The 14543-nt window shown below is 72.8% G+C and carries 14 protein-coding genes; 7 read left to right on the top strand and 7 right to left on the bottom strand.

The features are described from left to right. Nucleotides 1-194 precede the first annotated feature (194 nt). Nucleotides 195-1070 carry a DeoR/GlpR family DNA-binding transcription regulator gene (locus ABT118_RS05070; protein ID WP_502884468.1) on the bottom strand — a complete coding sequence of 292 codons (876 nt, stop codon included), beginning with the start codon at nucleotides 1068-1070 and terminating at the stop codon, nucleotides 195-197. Between the two features lie 223 nt (nucleotides 1071-1293). Then, on the bottom strand, nucleotides 1294-2748 hold the full coding sequence (locus tag ABT118_RS05065) for an NAD(P)H-quinone dehydrogenase (RefSeq protein ID WP_350644951.1): 1455 nt from the start codon (nucleotides 2746-2748) through the stop codon (nucleotides 1294-1296). A 182-nt stretch (nucleotides 2749-2930) separates the two neighbouring features. On the opposite strand from ABT118_RS05065, the gene ABT118_RS05060 reads away from it, so the two are divergent. The 4 genes from ABT118_RS05060 to ABT118_RS05045 all read left to right on the top strand — a co-directional run bounded on the left by ABT118_RS05060 (nucleotide 2931) and on the right by ABT118_RS05045 (nucleotide 6938). After that, nucleotides 2931-3368 carry a gamma-glutamylcyclotransferase family protein gene (locus ABT118_RS05060; protein ID WP_184918813.1) on the top strand — a complete coding sequence of 146 codons (438 nt, stop codon included), beginning with the start codon at nucleotides 2931-2933 and terminating at the stop codon, nucleotides 3366-3368. A 130-nt stretch (nucleotides 3369-3498) separates the two neighbouring features. After that, nucleotides 3499-4341: a purine-nucleoside phosphorylase gene (locus tag ABT118_RS05055; protein WP_502884467.1), complete on the top strand. Its 843-nt coding sequence runs from the start codon at nucleotides 3499-3501 to the stop codon at nucleotides 4339-4341. A 110-nt stretch (nucleotides 4342-4451) separates the two neighbouring features. Then, a complete protein-coding gene (locus ABT118_RS05050) occupies nucleotides 4452-6137 on the top strand; it encodes a phospho-sugar mutase (RefSeq protein WP_350644948.1) in 1686 nt (561 codons plus the stop codon). Between the two features lie 114 nt (nucleotides 6138-6251). Continuing rightward, nucleotides 6252-6938 (top strand): hypothetical protein, encoded by a 687-nt coding sequence (locus ABT118_RS05045; RefSeq protein WP_350644947.1) that lies wholly within the window; start codon nucleotides 6252-6254, stop codon nucleotides 6936-6938. Nucleotides 6939-7041: 103 nt separating this feature from the next. On the opposite strand, the gene ABT118_RS05040 is transcribed toward ABT118_RS05045, so the two are convergent. The 5 genes from ABT118_RS05040 to ABT118_RS05020 form a co-directional block, all read right to left on the bottom strand. Continuing rightward, nucleotides 7042-7722, bottom strand: coding sequence for a PH domain-containing protein (locus tag ABT118_RS05040; protein ID WP_350644944.1), 681 nt, complete (start codon nucleotides 7720-7722; stop codon nucleotides 7042-7044). 102 nt (nucleotides 7723-7824) lie between these two features. Continuing rightward, the gene (locus ABT118_RS05035) at nucleotides 7825-8562 is read right to left on the bottom strand and encodes an ABC transporter permease (RefSeq protein ID WP_350644942.1); all 738 of its coding nucleotides are present in this window, start codon (nucleotides 8560-8562) and stop codon (nucleotides 7825-7827) included. Then, nucleotides 8559-9314: an ABC transporter ATP-binding protein gene (locus ABT118_RS05030; RefSeq protein WP_350644940.1), complete on the bottom strand. Its 756-nt coding sequence runs from the start codon at nucleotides 9312-9314 to the stop codon at nucleotides 8559-8561. Before ABT118_RS05030 ends, ABT118_RS05035 begins: the two co-directional genes overlap by 4 nt. A gap of 53 nt (nucleotides 9315-9367) precedes the next feature. Continuing rightward, complete coding sequence (locus ABT118_RS05025; protein ID WP_350644938.1) at nucleotides 9368-9991, bottom strand: TetR/AcrR family transcriptional regulator; 624 nt, start codon at nucleotides 9989-9991, stop codon at nucleotides 9368-9370. A gap of 79 nt (nucleotides 9992-10070) precedes the next feature. Further along, the gene (locus tag ABT118_RS05020; protein ID WP_350644937.1) at nucleotides 10071-10862 is read right to left on the bottom strand and encodes an alpha/beta fold hydrolase; all 792 of its coding nucleotides are present in this window, start codon (nucleotides 10860-10862) and stop codon (nucleotides 10071-10073) included. A gap of 154 nt (nucleotides 10863-11016) precedes the next feature. On the opposite strand from ABT118_RS05020, the gene deoC reads away from it, so the two are divergent. The 3 genes from deoC to ABT118_RS05005 are packed head-to-tail and all read left to right on the top strand — an operon-like array spanning nucleotide 11017 to nucleotide 14370. After that, a complete protein-coding gene (gene deoC / locus ABT118_RS05015; protein ID WP_350644936.1) occupies nucleotides 11017-12003 on the top strand; it encodes a deoxyribose-phosphate aldolase in 987 nt (328 codons plus the stop codon). A 5-nt stretch (nucleotides 12004-12008) separates the two neighbouring features. After that, a complete protein-coding gene (locus ABT118_RS05010; protein ID WP_350644934.1) occupies nucleotides 12009-13481 on the top strand; it encodes an aldehyde dehydrogenase family protein in 1473 nt (490 codons plus the stop codon). Beyond that, nucleotides 13474-14370, top strand: coding sequence for an aldehyde dehydrogenase family protein (locus tag ABT118_RS05005; protein ID WP_350644933.1), 897 nt, complete (start codon nucleotides 13474-13476; stop codon nucleotides 14368-14370). Before ABT118_RS05010 ends, ABT118_RS05005 begins: the two co-directional genes overlap by 8 nt. Nucleotides 14371-14543: the final 173 nt, after the last annotated feature.

Below are 14543 nucleotides of genomic sequence, written 5' to 3'. Positions count from 1 at the left end.
CCTCGAGTTGCACCATCCAGGGGCTCGGGGCTCCGCTGACGGGCGGCTCCGCCACCGGGGCGACGCTATCCGGCGTGCGGGTCAAAAGGCGAAAGCGCCTGACCACTCACGCACGGGTGACCTTGTACGAGGTCGGCGTCGCCCACGCGGCGGAGCCGCACATCAGCAGGGCCCCGAGCCCCTGATGGTTGCGCTCAGCGCACACGGGTCGCGCTCAGGAGTTGGTGGTTCGGACGGCGCTGGCCGGGCAGCGGTGCCGGAGGACGGCGCGCGGCGGCGTTGACCGGGGCGGACTGCTGGTGGACGGGGGGCTCGGCCGGGGTGCCGAGCGGGGCGATCGAGATCTGCACGCCGCAGTCGGCGAGCGCGTCCAGCTCACGGGCCGTCAGGTCCGTCCCGGCGGCCTGCTCGTCCGTCACCAGGCGGGTGATCGCCTCGGTCGGGACGGTCTGGAACATGGTGTCCGCGCCGAGCTTGGTGTGGTCGGCGAGGACGATGACCTCGGAGGCCGACTGCACCAGTGCCCGGTCCACGCTCGCGGAGAGCATGTTGGTGGTGGAGAGGCCGCGCTCGGCGGTCAGCCCACTGCCGGAGATGAAGGCCTTGGTGACCCGCAGCCCTTGCAGCGACTGCTCCGCCCCGCTGCCCACCAGGGCGTAGTTGGAGCCGCGCAGCGTACCGCCCGTCATCACCACCTCCACCCGGTTGGCATGGGCCAGCGCCTGGGCGACCAGCAGCGAGTTGGTGACCACCGTCAGCCCGGGGACCCGGGCCAATCGGCGGGCCAGCTCCTGCGTGGTGGTGCCGGCGCCGACCACGACGGCGTCCCCCTCCTCGACCATCGAGGCGGCGAGATCGGCGATCGCGCTCTTCTCGGCGGCGGCGAGATGGGTCTTCTGCGGGTACCCGGGCTCCCTGCTGAAGCCGCCGGGGAGCACCGCGCCGCCGTGGCGGCGGTCGAGCAGCCCTTCGGCCTCCAGCGCCCGGACGTCTCGACGTACGGTGACTTCGGAGGTCTGGACGACGCGGGCCAACTCGCGGAGTGAGACGGCTCCGTTGGCGCGCACCATTTCTAGGATCAACTGGCGACGTTCTGCAGCAAACACAGAACCGACGGTAACCGAATGACCGTCTGCTTTCAGGCGTTTGCAGCTGGTATCGGGAAATGCTCACCTCGGAGCAGCGTGCGACCGTACAATACGCGCCGTCAGCTACCGGGGCCCACGCTCCGCCGCGCGGGTGAGACGGCAGGGGCGGCCGCCACCGGCGACCGCCCCAACTCCGTTCCGCAGCTCAGGAGTCCGAGTCCTCCCGCTTGCGGATGTGCAGCTGCCGGGCGGCCTCGGCGGTGGAGCCGGAGAGCGACGGGTAGACCGTGAAGGCACCGGCCACCTGTTCGACCGTCAAGTTGTTGTCCACGGCCAGCGAGATCGAATGGATGAGTTCGCTGGCCCGCGGCGCCACCACCACGCCGCCGACCACGATGCCGGTGCCGGGGCGGCAGAACAGCTTCACGAAGCCGTCCCGGATGCCCTGCATCTTGGCCCGCGGGTTGCCCCGCAGCGGGAGCTTGATCGCGATCGCGTCCATCTTCCCGCAGGAGACGTCGGTGGCGGTGTAGCCGACCGTGGCGATCTCCGGGTCGGTGAAGACGTTGGAGGCCACCGTCTTGAGGTTCAGCGGCTGCACGGCGTCGCCGAGCACGTGGTACATCGCGATCCGGCCCTGCATGGCGGCGACCGAGGCGAGCATGAAGACGCCGGTGCAGTCACCGGCCGCGTAGACGCCGGGGGCAGAGGTGCGGGAGACCCGGTCGACCTTGATCTGGCCCCACTCGTTGAGCTTGACCCCGGCCTCCTCCAGGCCGAGACCGGCGGTGTTGGGGACGGAGCCGACCGCCATCAGGCAGTGCGTGCCCTCGATCACGGTGCCGTCGGCGAGCGCGACCTCGACCCGGTCGCCGATGCGCTTGGCGCTCTCGGCCCGGGAGCGGGACATCACATTCATACCGCGCCGGCGGAACACCTCCTCCAGCACCTCGGCCGCGTCCGGGTCCTCGCCCGGCAGCACCCGGTCGCGCGAGGAGACCAGGGTGACCTTGGAGCCGAGCGCCTGGTAGGCACCGGCGAACTCGGCGCCGGTGACACCGGAGCCGACCACGATCAGCTCGCGCGGCAGCTCCTCCAACTCGTAGACCTGGGTCCAGTTGAGGATGCGCTCGCCGTCCGGCTGGGCGTCGGGGAGCTCGCGCGGGTGCACGCCGGTGGCGATCAGCACGGCGTCGGCCCGGAGCGACTCGGTGGAGCCGTCGACCGCCTCCACGATCACCTCGCGGGAGCCGTCGGCCGCCTGGCCGTCGGTGCCGAGCCGGCCCTTGCCGCGCAGCACCGTCACGCCCGCCCGGGTGACCGACTGGGTGATGTCGTGCGACTGGGCGATGGCCAGCCGCTTCACCCGTCGGTTGACCTTGCCGAGGTCGACCCCCACCACCCGGGCCGATCCCTCGATCGGCGGGGTGTCGTCGGCGACGATGATGCCCAGCTCCTCGTACGAGCTGTCGAAGGTGGTCATCACCTCCGCCGTAGCGATCAGGGTCTTCGACGGCACGCAGTCCGTCAGCACCGCCGATCCGCCCAGACCGTCGCGGTCGACAACGGTCACCTCCGCGCCGAGCTGGGCCGCCACCAGGGCTGCCTCATATCCGCCGGGTCCGCCACCGATGATCACGATCCGAGTCACGTGCACCATTGTCCCGTACGCCGGGACCGGCGCCACGCCGGGGGCGCCGCATTGTGCCCGGCTCCGATCGGAACCGGCCGTAATCCGCTCACCGGCCGGTCGCTATCCGCCCTGGACGGGTGTTCGGACGGACCGTCAGATGCTCCGGAGCCGCTCCCTTCCGACCGGCCCTCTCCCGTAGGCTGGCGCCCATGCCCCTCTACGCCGCGTACGCCACGAACCTCGACGCCCGGCAGATGAGCCGTCGCGCCCCGCACTCGCCGCTGCGCGGTACCGGGTGGCTGGACGGCTGGCGGATGACCTTCGGCGGCGAGCAGCTGGGCTGGGAGGGTTCGCTGGCCACCGTGGTGGAGGACGAGAAGGAGCAGGTCTTCGTCTCGCTCTACGACGTGGCGCCGATGGACGAGGACGGCCTGGACCGCTGGGAGGGCGTGCAGCTCGGCATCTACCGGAAGATCCGGCTGCGGGCGCACACCCTGGACGGGGACATCCCGGTCTGGACGTACGTGCTGAACGACTGGGAGGGCGGGCTGCCCGCCGCCCGCTACCTGGGCATGATCGCGGACGCGGCGGAGAGCGCGGGCGCGCCGCACGACTACGTGCTGGACCTGCGCCGCCGCCCCTGCTGACCGCTCCGGCGCGCCGGCCCTGTAGATCCGTCCGAACGGGGCACCCCAGCAGGGCCGTTCGTTTGGATTACTAGGTCATCCGGGTAACGATCCGGCATGGTTCACCGGCAATGTCTACGCGCGTAGGCGAATGCCGTCTATTCTCGGTGGCGTGAACGCATCTCCTCAGTCCAACGTCTCCGCCGACCCCTACGCCGCCGCTCGGACGGCCGCCGCGCGCCTGCGCGAGCTGACCGGTGCCGAGCGCCACGACGTCGCCCTGGTGATGGGCTCCGGCTGGGTGCCGGCTGCCGACGCCCTCGGCGAGACCGTGGCTGAGTTCCCGGTCACCGACCTGCCCGGCTTCCCGGCCCCCGCGGTCGCGGGCCACTCCGGCAAGATCCGCTCGGTGAAGATCGGCGACAAGCGGGCCCTGATCTTCCTCGGCCGCAACCACTACTACGAGGGCCACGGCGTGGCCACCGTGGTGCACGGCGTCCGCACCGCCGTCGCGGCGGGCGTCGAGACCGTGGTGCTGACCAACGGCTGCGGCGGTCTGCGCGAGGGCTGGGTGCCCGGTCAGCCGGTGCTGATCAGCGACCACATCAACCTCACCGCGGACTCCCCGATCGTCGGCGCCAACTTCGTCGACCTCACCGACCTGTACTCCAAGCGGCTGCGCGAGCTCTGCCGCGAGGTGGACTCCTCCCTCGACGAGGCCGTCTACGTGCAGTTCCGCGGTCCGCACTACGAGACCCCGGCCGAGATCGGCATGGTCCGGGCGATCGGCGGCGAGCTGGTCGGCATGTCCACCACGCTGGAGGCGATCGCCGCCCGCGAGGCCGGCGCCGAGGTGCTGGGCATCTCCCTGGTCACCAACCTGGCGGCCGGCATCACCGGCGAGCCGCTCAACCACGAAGAGGTGCTGGAGGCCGGCAAGGCCAGCGCCGAGCGGATGGGCGCGCTGCTGGCGAAGGTCCTTGAGCGGATCTGACCGTCTCCTGACGCAGAATCAGTAGTCCGGAGCCGTCGCCCCAGGGTCTTTCATCCGGGGTGGCGGCTCCGTCTCTTTGTCCCACTCACCCTCAGAGGGAGCTGGCAGCAATGTCCCAGGCACCGACCACCGATCTGCTCGCGCGCGCCCGGACCTGGCTCGCCGAGGACCCGGACCCGGACACCCGCGAGGAGCTCACCGCGCTGCTGGCCGCTGCCGAGGGCGACCCCGAGGCGGGCGAGCGGATCGCCTGGTCCCGGCTGGCCGAACGCTTCAGCGACCGGCTCCAGTTCGGCACCGCCGGGCTGCGCGGCGAGCTCGGCGCGGGCCCGATGCGGATGAACCGCGCCGTGGTGATCCGAGCCGCGGCCGGCCTGGTCGCGTACGTGAAGGCCGAGGGGCTGGGCGACCTGGTGGTGATCGGCTACGACGCCCGGCACAAGTCGTACGACTTCGCCCGCGACACCGCCGCCGTGGTGGTCGGCGCCGGGCTGCGCGCCGCGGTGCTCCCCCGCCCGCTGCCCACCCCGGTGCTGGCCTTCGCCGTCCGCCACCTGGGCGCGGCCGCCGGGGTCACCGTGACGGCCAGTCACAACCCGCCGCAGGACAACGGCTACAAGGTCTACCTGGGCGACGGCTCGCAGATCGTCCCGCCCGCCGACGCGGGCATCGCCGCCGAGATCGACGCGATCGTGTCGCTGGACCAGGTGCCGCTGGCCGACGGCGGCTGGGAGGTGCTCGGCGAGGACGTGATCGAGGCGTACCTGGACCGCGCCGTCACCGTGGTCGACCCGGCCGGGCCCCGCGACCTCGACGTGGTCTACACCCCGATGCACGGCGTCGGCCGGGACACCCTGGTGGCCGCCTTCAAGCAGGCCGGCTTCCCCGCCCCGACCGTGGTGGCCGAACAGGCCGAACCCGACCCGGACTTCCCCACCGTGGCCTTCCCCAACCCGGAGGAGCCGGGCGCGATGGACCTCGCGTTCCGCACCGCCGCCTCGGTCGGGCCCGACATCGTGATCGCCAACGACCCGGACGCGGACCGCTGCGCCGTCGCCGTCGCGGACAACGGGGGGTGGCGGATGCTGCGCGGCGACGAGGTCGGAGCGCTGCTCGGCTCCGCCCTGGTGGCCAAGCACGCCACCGGCACCTTCGCCACCACCATCGTCTCCTCCACCCTGCTCGGCCGGATCGCCGCGGCGGCCGGGCTCGGCTTCACCGAGACGCTGACCGGCTTCAAGTGGCTCTCCCGTACCGACGGCCTGCGCTACGCGTACGAGGAGGCGCTCGGCTACAGCGTCGACCCCGAGGGCGTCCGCGACAAGGACGGCATCACCGCCGCCCTTCTGGTCGCCGAACTCGCCGCCACCCTCAAGCGGACCGGCCGCACCCTGACCGACCTGCTCGACGACCTCGCCCTCGAACACGGCCTGCACGCCACCGACCAGCTCTCGGTCCGGGTCGAGGACCTCTCGGTCATCTCCGACGCGATGCAGCGCCTGCGCGACCAGCCGCCGACCGTCCTGGCCGGCCTGCGCGTCACCCGCGCCGACGACCTGGCGGCCGGCTCCCCGGAGCTGCCGCCCACCGACGGCCTGCGCTACTACCTCGGCGGCGAGTCGGTCACCGCCGCCCGCATCGTCGTCCGCCCCTCCGGCACCGAGCCCAAGCTCAAGTGCTACCTGGAGGTCGTCCTCCCGGTCGCCACCGCCGCCGACCTCGCCGACACCCGCGAGCGGGCCACCGCCCTGCTCGACGCGATCAAGCGCGACCTCGCCGAGGCCGCCGGCATCTGACCGGCCGTCGGCCCTGCCCGCACCCGGCGACGTGCGGGCGGGGCCGGTCCCCGGTGCACTGACGTAGGATCCGGTCCCGCTTCCTTTTCCGGCTCAATAGAACGACGAGACGACGTGACCGGCACCGAAACCAGGACCGACCAGCCCTCCGAAGTCCTCGGCGGCCTCCAGGCGATCTGGGCGAACACCCGGCAACCGGTGGCTCCGCTGCCCTGGTACCGCAGGGTCTCCCCCAGGCTCGCAGTCGCGGGGGTGGTGGTCGTGGGCCTGGCCACGGCGCTGGTGGTGGCCGCCGTGACGGGCGCGGGTGCCCCGCCGCGACACCGGATCGTGCTGGTGGACCGGGTCGGCGACCAGGTACGGCTCCCGGACGACGGGAACACCCAGGCCGTACGCGCCGACTACGCACGGCGGATGACGGCTCTGAGGCCCTACCGGGAGCTGGCGGTGGCCGGATACGGAGCCGCCGGGACGACCCGGACCGCACTGACCGTGGTCGGGCTGACCGGCAGCTTCGCGGAGCCGGAGCGGGAGCTGCGGAAGTACTTCGGGCGGATGGCGAGCGGTGACGTGATGGGCGAGACGGTGACCGGACTGCGGGACTTCCCGGCCGGCCCGCTCGGCGGGGAGCTGCTGTGCGCGGTGCTGGCGTACCCGTCCGTCTCCGAGACCGTCTGCGCCTGGGCGGACGGCAGTACGGTCGGCATCGTGACCGACAGCACGGGCGGGAGCGAGCCCGAGGAACTGGCCGGGCGCACCCGGGACATCCGCGCCGCGGTCGAGGTCAGGGCCGAGAGCTGACCGGCGCCGCCGCGGCAGTGCACCGAAGCCTCGATAAACCGTAGAGCCCCACCGGAACTGCGTTGCCCGGTGGGGCTCTCGGCCTGAACGGCGACGGGCCAGGTCAGTTGGTGGCGATGATGAGGACGACCAGGGTGACCAGGGCGATCAGGGCGGGGGCGATGATCCACCAGCACCAGCGGGTGACGACCGGGCCGGCGGCGGCGGGGTTGGCGGCGTTGCGCTCGGCCACCTCCAGCAGGGTGGCGACCACCTGGTCGGACCAGGCCTTGGTGGGGTCGACCTGGCCGGCCCGGAGGGTGCGGGTGGGGTTGGTCAGGCTGGAGGTGCGGGAGGCCCTGGGGTCGTCGGCGGCGGCTGCGCGGGAGGCGGCGCGGGTGGCCTTCTTCCGGGCCCGGAGCGACACCGGGACGGCCCAGACCTGGTACTTCTTGCCACCGGCGAACAGCTCGACCGAGTAGCCGGCCCGCAGGCCCTCGACCGCGGCCCACGGCACCACCACGGTCCGGAACGGGTTCCGGACCAGCAGCCGGCGGTCGTTCGCCAGCACGGCGGGCCGGAGCGTGTAGGCGATCACCGGGAAGACGAACACCGGGGCCGTGACCAGCGCGACCCACGGGGTCCGGCCGCTGCCGGTCAGCACGGCGTCGGTGACGAGCCACACGGCCACGGCCAGCAGCAGCACGCCGGAGATGACCCCGGGAACGGAGCGGTAGACGCGGTCTGCGTACGTGAGCTCGGGGGCGGCGCTGCCCGGGTCGGGCCTGCCGTCGGAATCGGTCATGGGGCCGATTCTGCCCCATCGGCCCCGCCGTCCCCCAGGGGCACGGGCACCGAACAGGTACCGATGGAGTACCGGCTCGGCACACCGCTCCCCCCGGGCGGGTCAGGCCGTGCGCCGCCGCAGGGTGGCCGCGCCCAGTGCCAGTGCCAGCAGCACGCAGCCGCCGATCACGACCAGGTCGCGGACCAGGGCGCCGGTGATGTCGGGTCCGGCGGCGAGGTGGTCCATCGCGTCCACCGCGTACGAGAGCGGGAGCACGTCGGAGGCCCAGCGCAGCGGGGCGGCCATGGCGGAGCGCGGGACGAACAGGCCGCAGAGCAGGAGCTGGGGCAGGATCACCGCCGGGAGGAACTGGACGGCCTGGAACTCGGTCCGGGCGAAGGCCGAGACCAGCAGGCCGAGCGCCATGCCCAGCAGCCCGTCCCCCAGAGCCACCGCGAACAGCAGCCAGGTCGGTCCGGCGACGTCCAGTCCGAGCAGACCCAGCGTCAGGACCGAGGCCAGCGCGGCCTGGACCAGGGCGACGGCGCCGAAGGCGAGGGCGTAGCCGAGCAGCAGGTCGGCCTTGCCGAGCGGCATGGTGAGCAGCCGTTCGAGGGTGCCGGTGGTCCGCTCGCGCAGCATCGCGACCGAGGTGACCAGGAACATCACGATCAGCGGGAAGATCCCGAGCAGGGCCGCGCCGATCCGGTCGAAGACCAGCGGCTGGTCGTCGTACATGTAGCGGAGCAGGGTGAGCAGCAGGCAGGGGACGACCAGCAGCAGCGCCAGCGTGCGGGGGTCGTGCCGGAGCTGGGCCAGGACCCGGCGGGCGGTGGCCAGGGTGCGGGCGGTGTTCACGAGGGGCTCCCGGGGGTCCGGTCCACGGCCCCGGCGACCAGGGCGAGGAAGGCGCCGTCGACGTCCGGGGCGCCGGTGCGGGCGAGCAGTTCGGCGGGGGTGTCGTCGGCGAGCAGCCGGCCCTCGCGCATCAGCAGCAGGCGGTCGCAGCGGGCCGCCTCGTCCATCACGTGGCTGGAGATCAGCAGGGTGGTGCCGGCCTCGGCCAGCCGGTGGAAGAGCTCCCAGAGGTCCTGCCGGAGCACCGGGTCGAGGCCGACCGTGGGCTCGTCCAGGACCAGCAGTTCGGGGGTGCCGAGCAGGGCGGCGGCGAGCGAGACCCGGGCCCGCTGGCCGCCGGAGAGCTGGGCCGCCTGCCGGTGCTCGGACCCGGCCAGGCCGACCTCGGCGGTCACCCGGGCCGGGTCGCCGGCGGGTGCGCCGAGGACGGCGGCGAAGTAGCGGAGGTTCTCCGCGACGGTCAGGTCGGCGTAGACCGAGGGGGCCTGGGTGACGTACCCGACCCGGTGGCGCAGGCCGGCGCCGCCGGCCGGTGCGCCGAGCACGTCGATCCGCCCGGCAGCGACCTGCTGGACGCCGACGATCGAGCGCAGCAGGGTCGTCTTGCCGCAGCCGCTGGGGCCGAGCAGGCCGGTGACCGAGCCCCGGGCCACCGTGAGGTCGAGGCCGTGCAGGACGGTCCGGCCGCCCCGGGCCACCGTGAGCCCGTCGATCCGGACGGCGGGCGCCGGGCCCGCCTGAGAATTCATCATGCGATGAGTTTCTACCCGCGCACCGGTGCCGTCAAGCAGCGCGGCAGGACGGATCAGGCGCCGCCGAGATAGCCCTGGAAGGTCGGTGCGAGCAGCGGCAGCAGCTCCTCCCGGGTCGCCGAGGCGAGCGGTTCGACCCGGATCACGTACCGGGCCATCGCCAGCCCCATGATCTGGGAGAGCATCAGCTCGGTCCTCAACTCCGGCTGCTCGATGTCGAGTTCCACGGCCGCCCGCCGGACCAGCTCCTCCAGCACGAACTCCCGCATCAGCTGGGCGACCTGCTCGGTGGTGGCCGCCGCCCGGACCAGGGCGAGCAGCCGGTCCAGTACGCCCGGCTGCTCCCAGAGCGTCAGCACGAAGCCGGCCACCCGCTCGCCGACCGTCGCCCGGTCGCCCGCCAGCACCTGCTCGACCACCGTCCTGGGGTCGACCGGGAACTCCAGCGCGGCCAGGAAGAGCCGGTCCTTGCTGCCGAAGTAGTGGTGCACCAGCGCCGGGTCCACCTCCGCCGCCCGCCCGATCGCCCGCATGCTCGCCTTCTCGTACCCGCGCGCCGCGAACTCGGCCCGGGCCGCCTCCAGCACCACCCGGCGGGTGTCGGTGGAGCCGGGCCGTCGGCCGGTCCGCTTCCGGGGCCGGTCGGCTGCTGCGGATGGCTGCTGCGGGGTGGTCATCCGACCATTCTCCGCAGAACACCGCCGCCGCGGGCACGGGCGGCGCGGCTCGACCCCGCCGCGATCCGGAACAGCCGCCCTAGCGGACCTGCTCCAGCGCCCGGACCGTGAGCGAAGCCACCAGCGCCGGCTCCTCGTTGGGCGTGAAGAAGCTCGGGCCCGGGATGGTGACCAGGGTGATCCCCGGGCACCCCGCGAGCAGGCGCCGCTCGCCGTCGGTCATCCCGCCGTCGCCGCTCTCGCCGTGCACCACCCAGGCGGGCACCCCGGCCCGGCAGAGCCGGGGCGCGACCGAGCCGTGGCGGTCCAGGTAGCGGAGATAGCCGTGGAAGGCCCGGCGGGCGGTGCGCGGGTCGTTCCGGCGCAGGTCGGCGACGAGTGCGGCCCGGCGCTCCGGCGGCAGCGGGCTCCCCTTCACCGCGGCGTCCGCGAGCCTCAGCACCATGGCGACCGGCAGGTGCCCCAGCACTCGGCCGAGCCGGTCGATCACCCGGAGGGCGAGGGCTTCGTCCGCACGGGAGAAGCTGGGCGCCAACAGCACCAGCGGCCCGGCGAACAGCCCGGCCCCGGCCATCTCCAGCGCGACGGTGGCACCCATGCTGTGGCCCACCACGGCGTCGCAGCCGAGGTCGGCGGCGCACTCGGCCGCGAGCCGGGCGTAGTGCTCCACCCCGAGGTCGGACGGCGCGGGGGTGCCGCCCTGCCCGGGCAGGGTCACCGCGATCAGCCGGACGCCGGCCAGCTCGGGCTCGGCCATCAGCTCCGCGTACTGTCCGGCGGTGCACATCCCCCCGGGCAGCAGGAGCACCCGCCGGCGCGCGTCGTCCGGGCCCGACTCCCGGCGGTCCCAGGTGGTCCACTCCGCACGCATGGCCTTCGCTCCCCGGCCGGGGCACGGTTTCCCGGCCTTGCCCTCCACGGTAGGACCCGGGCGGTGCCGCGGCGCGGGGCAGGTCTCGGTCCAGCATCGAAAACGGCCGGGTCTGGCGCATCGCTACGCGCGTAGATATGCTGCCCTTGTGACCATGTCCACTGTTGCAGCCAATGCCCCCGGCGCTGCGGGCGGCGGCCTTCAGGACGTTGCGGCGTCCGAGGCCTCGCTCCGCCGTTTCCTGCACGGCCTGCCCGGCGTCGACGCCGTCGGCCTGGAAGCCCGCGCCGCCTCCCTCGGTACTCGATCGATCAAGACCACGGCGAAGGCGTACGCCATCGACCTGGCGATCTCGATGATCGACCTGACCACGCTGGAAGGTGCGGACACCTTCGGCAAGGTGCGCGCCCTCTGCACCAAGGGCCGGAACCCCGACCCGACCGACCCGACCGCCCCCCGGGTCGCCGCGATCTGCGTCTACCCGGACATGGTCGCCACCGCCAAGGCCGCCCTCGCGGGCACCGCCATCCAGGTGGCCTCGGTCGCCACCGCCTTCCCGGCCGGGCGCGCCGCGCTGCCGGTGAAGCTGGCCGACACCGCCGACGCGGTGGCCGCCGGGGCGGACGAGATCGACATGGTGATCGACCGCGGAGCCTTCCTCTCCGGCCGGTACCTGGACGTCTTCAACGAGATCACCGCCGTCAAGCAGGCCTGCCGACGCCCCGACGGCAGCTCCGCCCACCTGAAGGTGATCTTCGAGACCGGCGAGCTGCAGACGTACGACAACGTGCGCCGCGCCTCCTGGCTGGCGATGCTGGCCGGCGCCGACTTCATCAAGACCTCCACCGGCAAGGTCGCCGTCAACGCGACGCCGCCGGTCACCCTGCTGATGCTGGAGGCCGTCCGCGACTTCAGGCAGCAGACCGGCGTCCAGATCGGCGTGAAGCCGGCCGGTGGCATCAAGACCACCAAGGACGCGATGAAGTACCTGGTGATGGTGAACGAGACGCTCGGCGACGACTGGCTCTCCCCGCACTGGTTCCGCTTCGGTGCCTCCAGCCTGCTCAACGACCTGCTGATGCAGCGTCAGAAGCTCACCACCGGCCGGTACTCCGGTCCCGACTACGTGACGGTGGACTGATCCCCATGGCCAAGAACAAGCAGGCTGCCGAGACCCCGAAGAGCGGTCTGTTCAGCTACGCGCCCGCGCCCGAGTCCCCGGCTGCCGCCGGTGACATCGCGTCCTCGTACGGCCACTTCATCGGCGGCGAGTTCGTCGACTCCTCCGGCAGCGAGGCGCTGAAGACGGTCAACCCGGCCACCGAGCAGGTGCTGGCGGAGTTCGCCCAGGGCACCGACGAGGACGTCGAGCGCGCGGTCGCCGCCGCCCGCAAGGCGTTCACCGGCTGGTCGGCGCTGCCGGGCAGCGAGCGGGCCAAGTACCTGTTCCGGATCGCCCGGATCATCCAGGAGCGCTCGCGCGAGCTGGCGGTGCTGGAGTCGATCGACAACGGCAAGCCGATCCGGGAGACCCGGGACGTCGACCTGCCGCTGGTCGCCGCGCACTTCTTCTACTACGCGGGCTGGGCCGACAAGCTCGACTTCGCGGGCTACGGCGCCAACCCGAGGCCGCTCGGCGTCGCGGGCCAGGTCATCCCGTGGAACTTCCCGCTGCTGATGCTGGCCTGGAAGATCGCCCCGGCACTGGCCACCGGTAACACGGTCGTGCTGAAGCCGGCCGAGACCACCCCGCTGACCGCGCTGCGGTTCGCCGAGATCTGCCGCCAGGCCGGTCTGCCCAAGGGTGTCGTCAACATCGTCACCGGCGACGGCCGCACCGGCGCCGCGCTGACCTCGCACCCGGACGTCAACAAGGTCGCCTTCACCGGCTCGACCCCGGTCGGCCGGGCGATCGCCCGGCAGCTCGCGGGCAGCCGGAAGAAGCTGTCGCTGGAGCTCGGCGGCAAGGCCGCGAACATCGTCTTCGACGACGCGCCGCTCGACCAGGCGGTCGAGGGCATCGTGAACGGCATCTTCTTCAACCAGGGCCACGTCTGCTGCGCGGGCTCCCGCCTGCTGGTCCAGGAGTCGATCCAGGACGAGCTGCTGGACGCGCTCAAGCGCCGGATGGGCACCCTGCGGGTCGGCGACCCGCTGGACAAGAACACCGACATCGGCGCGATCAACTCGGCCGCGCAGCTCGCGCGGATCACCGAGCTGTCGGCGGCGGGCGAGGCCGAGGGCGCCGAGCGCTGGGCCCCGGAGTGCGAACTCCCGGGCGCCGGCTACTGGTTCCGGCCGACCCTGTTCACCGGCGTCTCGCAGGCCCACCGGATCGCCCGCGAGGAGATCTTCGGCCCGGTGCTCTCGATGCTGACCTTCCGCACCCCCGCCGAGGCGGTGGAGAAGGCCAACAACACCCCGTACGGGCTGTCGGCCGGCATCTGGACCGAGAAGGGCTCGCGCATCCTCTGGATGGCGAACCAGCTCAAGGCCGGTGTGGTCTGGGCCAACACCTTCAACAAGTTCGACCCGACCTCGCCGTTCGGCGGCTACAAGGAGTCGGGCTACGGCCGCGAGGGCGGTCGCCACGGCCTGGAGGCGTACCTCGATGTCTGAGACCACCCTGAGCGTCTTCAAGACCTACAAGCTGTACGTCGGCGGGAAGTTCCCGCGCTCCGAGAGCGGGCGGGTGTACGAGGTGTCCGACTCAAAGGGCCAGTGGCTGGCCAACGCCCCGCTCGGCACCCGCAAGGACGCCCGGGACGCGGTTCAGGCCGCGCGGGCCGCCGTCAAGGGCTGGGCCGGCACCACCGCGTACAACCGCGGCCAGGTGCTGTACCGGATCGCCGAGATGCTGCAGGGGCGGCGGGAGCAGTTCACCGCCGAGGTGGCGCTGGCCGAGGGCATCGGCAGCAAGAAGGCCGCCGCCCTGGTGGACGCGGCGATCGACCGCTGGGTCTGGTACGCGGGCTGGACCGACAAGGTGGCCCAGATCGCGGGCAGTTCCAACCCGGTGGCGGGCCCGTTCTTCAACCTGTCCACCCCGGAGCCGTCCGGCGTGGTCGGCGTGGTCGCGCCGCAGTCCGGCACCGGCTTCTCCTTCCTCGGGCTGGTCTCGGTGATCGCCCCGGCGATCGCGGCGGGCAACACCGTGGTGGTCGCGGCCGCCGCCGACGCCCCGCTGCCCGCGCTCTCGCTGGGCGAGGTGCTGGCCACCTCGGACCTGCCGGGCGGCGTGGTCAACCTGCTCTCGGGCCGGACCGCCGACATCGCCCCGACGCTGGCCTCGCACCAGGACGTCAACGGCCTGGACCTGGCCGGCGCGATCGCGGCCGAAGGTCCCGGCGCGGCGGTCGAGCTGGAGGTGCTCGCCGCGGATACTCTGAAGCGAGTCATCCGCCCGGCGGCTGACCAGGGGACATTGGACTGGACCAATGCCCCGGGAACGGAGCGGCTACTCTCGTTCCTGGAGACCAAGACGGTCTGGCACCCGATGGGTGTCTGACCTCCCGCCAGGGAAAACTCCACACAGACTGGCCGTCCCCAGTGCCCTACCCCCCCCGGGGCCCGGACGTGCCTAAGACGGGTCCGCACCTCTCCCCCCCTGGTGCGGGCCCGTCGCCCTTTTCCCGGCCGACGGACCGGCCACCGGAGGGAAGAGCTGACGTCCCGTCTGTT

The sequence above is a fragment of the Kitasatospora sp. NPDC002040 genome (assembly GCF_040296785.1).
In the GTDB taxonomy this organism is placed as follows: domain Bacteria; phylum Actinomycetota; class Actinomycetes; order Streptomycetales; family Streptomycetaceae; genus Kitasatospora.
The sequence above is the reverse complement of the archived record's forward strand: the minus strand, read 5'-3'. Positions and strand labels throughout refer to the sequence as shown.

Coding starts and splice junctions, on each gene's coding strand:
- ABT118_RS05070 (WP_502884468.1), bottom strand. CDS start 1,070: ATGGTGCGCGCCAACGGAGCCGTCTCACTCCGCGAGTTGGCCCGCGTC.
- ABT118_RS05065 (WP_350644951.1), bottom strand. CDS start 2,748: ATGGTGCACGTGACTCGGATCGTGATCATCGGTGGCGGACCCGGCGGA.
- ABT118_RS05025 (WP_350644938.1), bottom strand. CDS start 9,991: ATGACCACCCCGCAGCAGCCATCCGCAGCAGCCGACCGGCCCCGGAAG.
- deoC (WP_350644936.1), top strand. CDS start 11,017: ATGTCCACTGTTGCAGCCAATGCCCCCGGCGCTGCGGGCGGCGGCCTT.
- ABT118_RS05050 (WP_350644948.1), top strand. CDS start 4,452: ATGTCCCAGGCACCGACCACCGATCTGCTCGCGCGCGCCCGGACCTGG.
- ABT118_RS05020 (WP_350644937.1), bottom strand. CDS start 10,862: ATGCGTGCGGAGTGGACCACCTGGGACCGCCGGGAGTCGGGCCCGGAC.
- ABT118_RS05055 (WP_502884467.1), top strand. CDS start 3,499: ATGCCGTCTATTCTCGGTGGCGTGAACGCATCTCCTCAGTCCAACGTC.
- ABT118_RS05030 (WP_350644940.1), bottom strand. CDS start 9,314: ATGATGAATTCTCAGGCGGGCCCGGCGCCCGCCGTCCGGATCGACGGG.
- ABT118_RS05005 (WP_350644933.1), top strand. CDS start 13,474: ATGTCTGAGACCACCCTGAGCGTCTTCAAGACCTACAAGCTGTACGTC.
- ABT118_RS05040 (WP_350644944.1), bottom strand. CDS start 7,722: ATGACCGATTCCGACGGCAGGCCCGACCCGGGCAGCGCCGCCCCCGAG.
- ABT118_RS05060 (WP_184918813.1), top strand. CDS start 2,931: ATGCCCCTCTACGCCGCGTACGCCACGAACCTCGACGCCCGGCAGATG.
- ABT118_RS05010 (WP_350644934.1), top strand. CDS start 12,009: ATGGCCAAGAACAAGCAGGCTGCCGAGACCCCGAAGAGCGGTCTGTTC.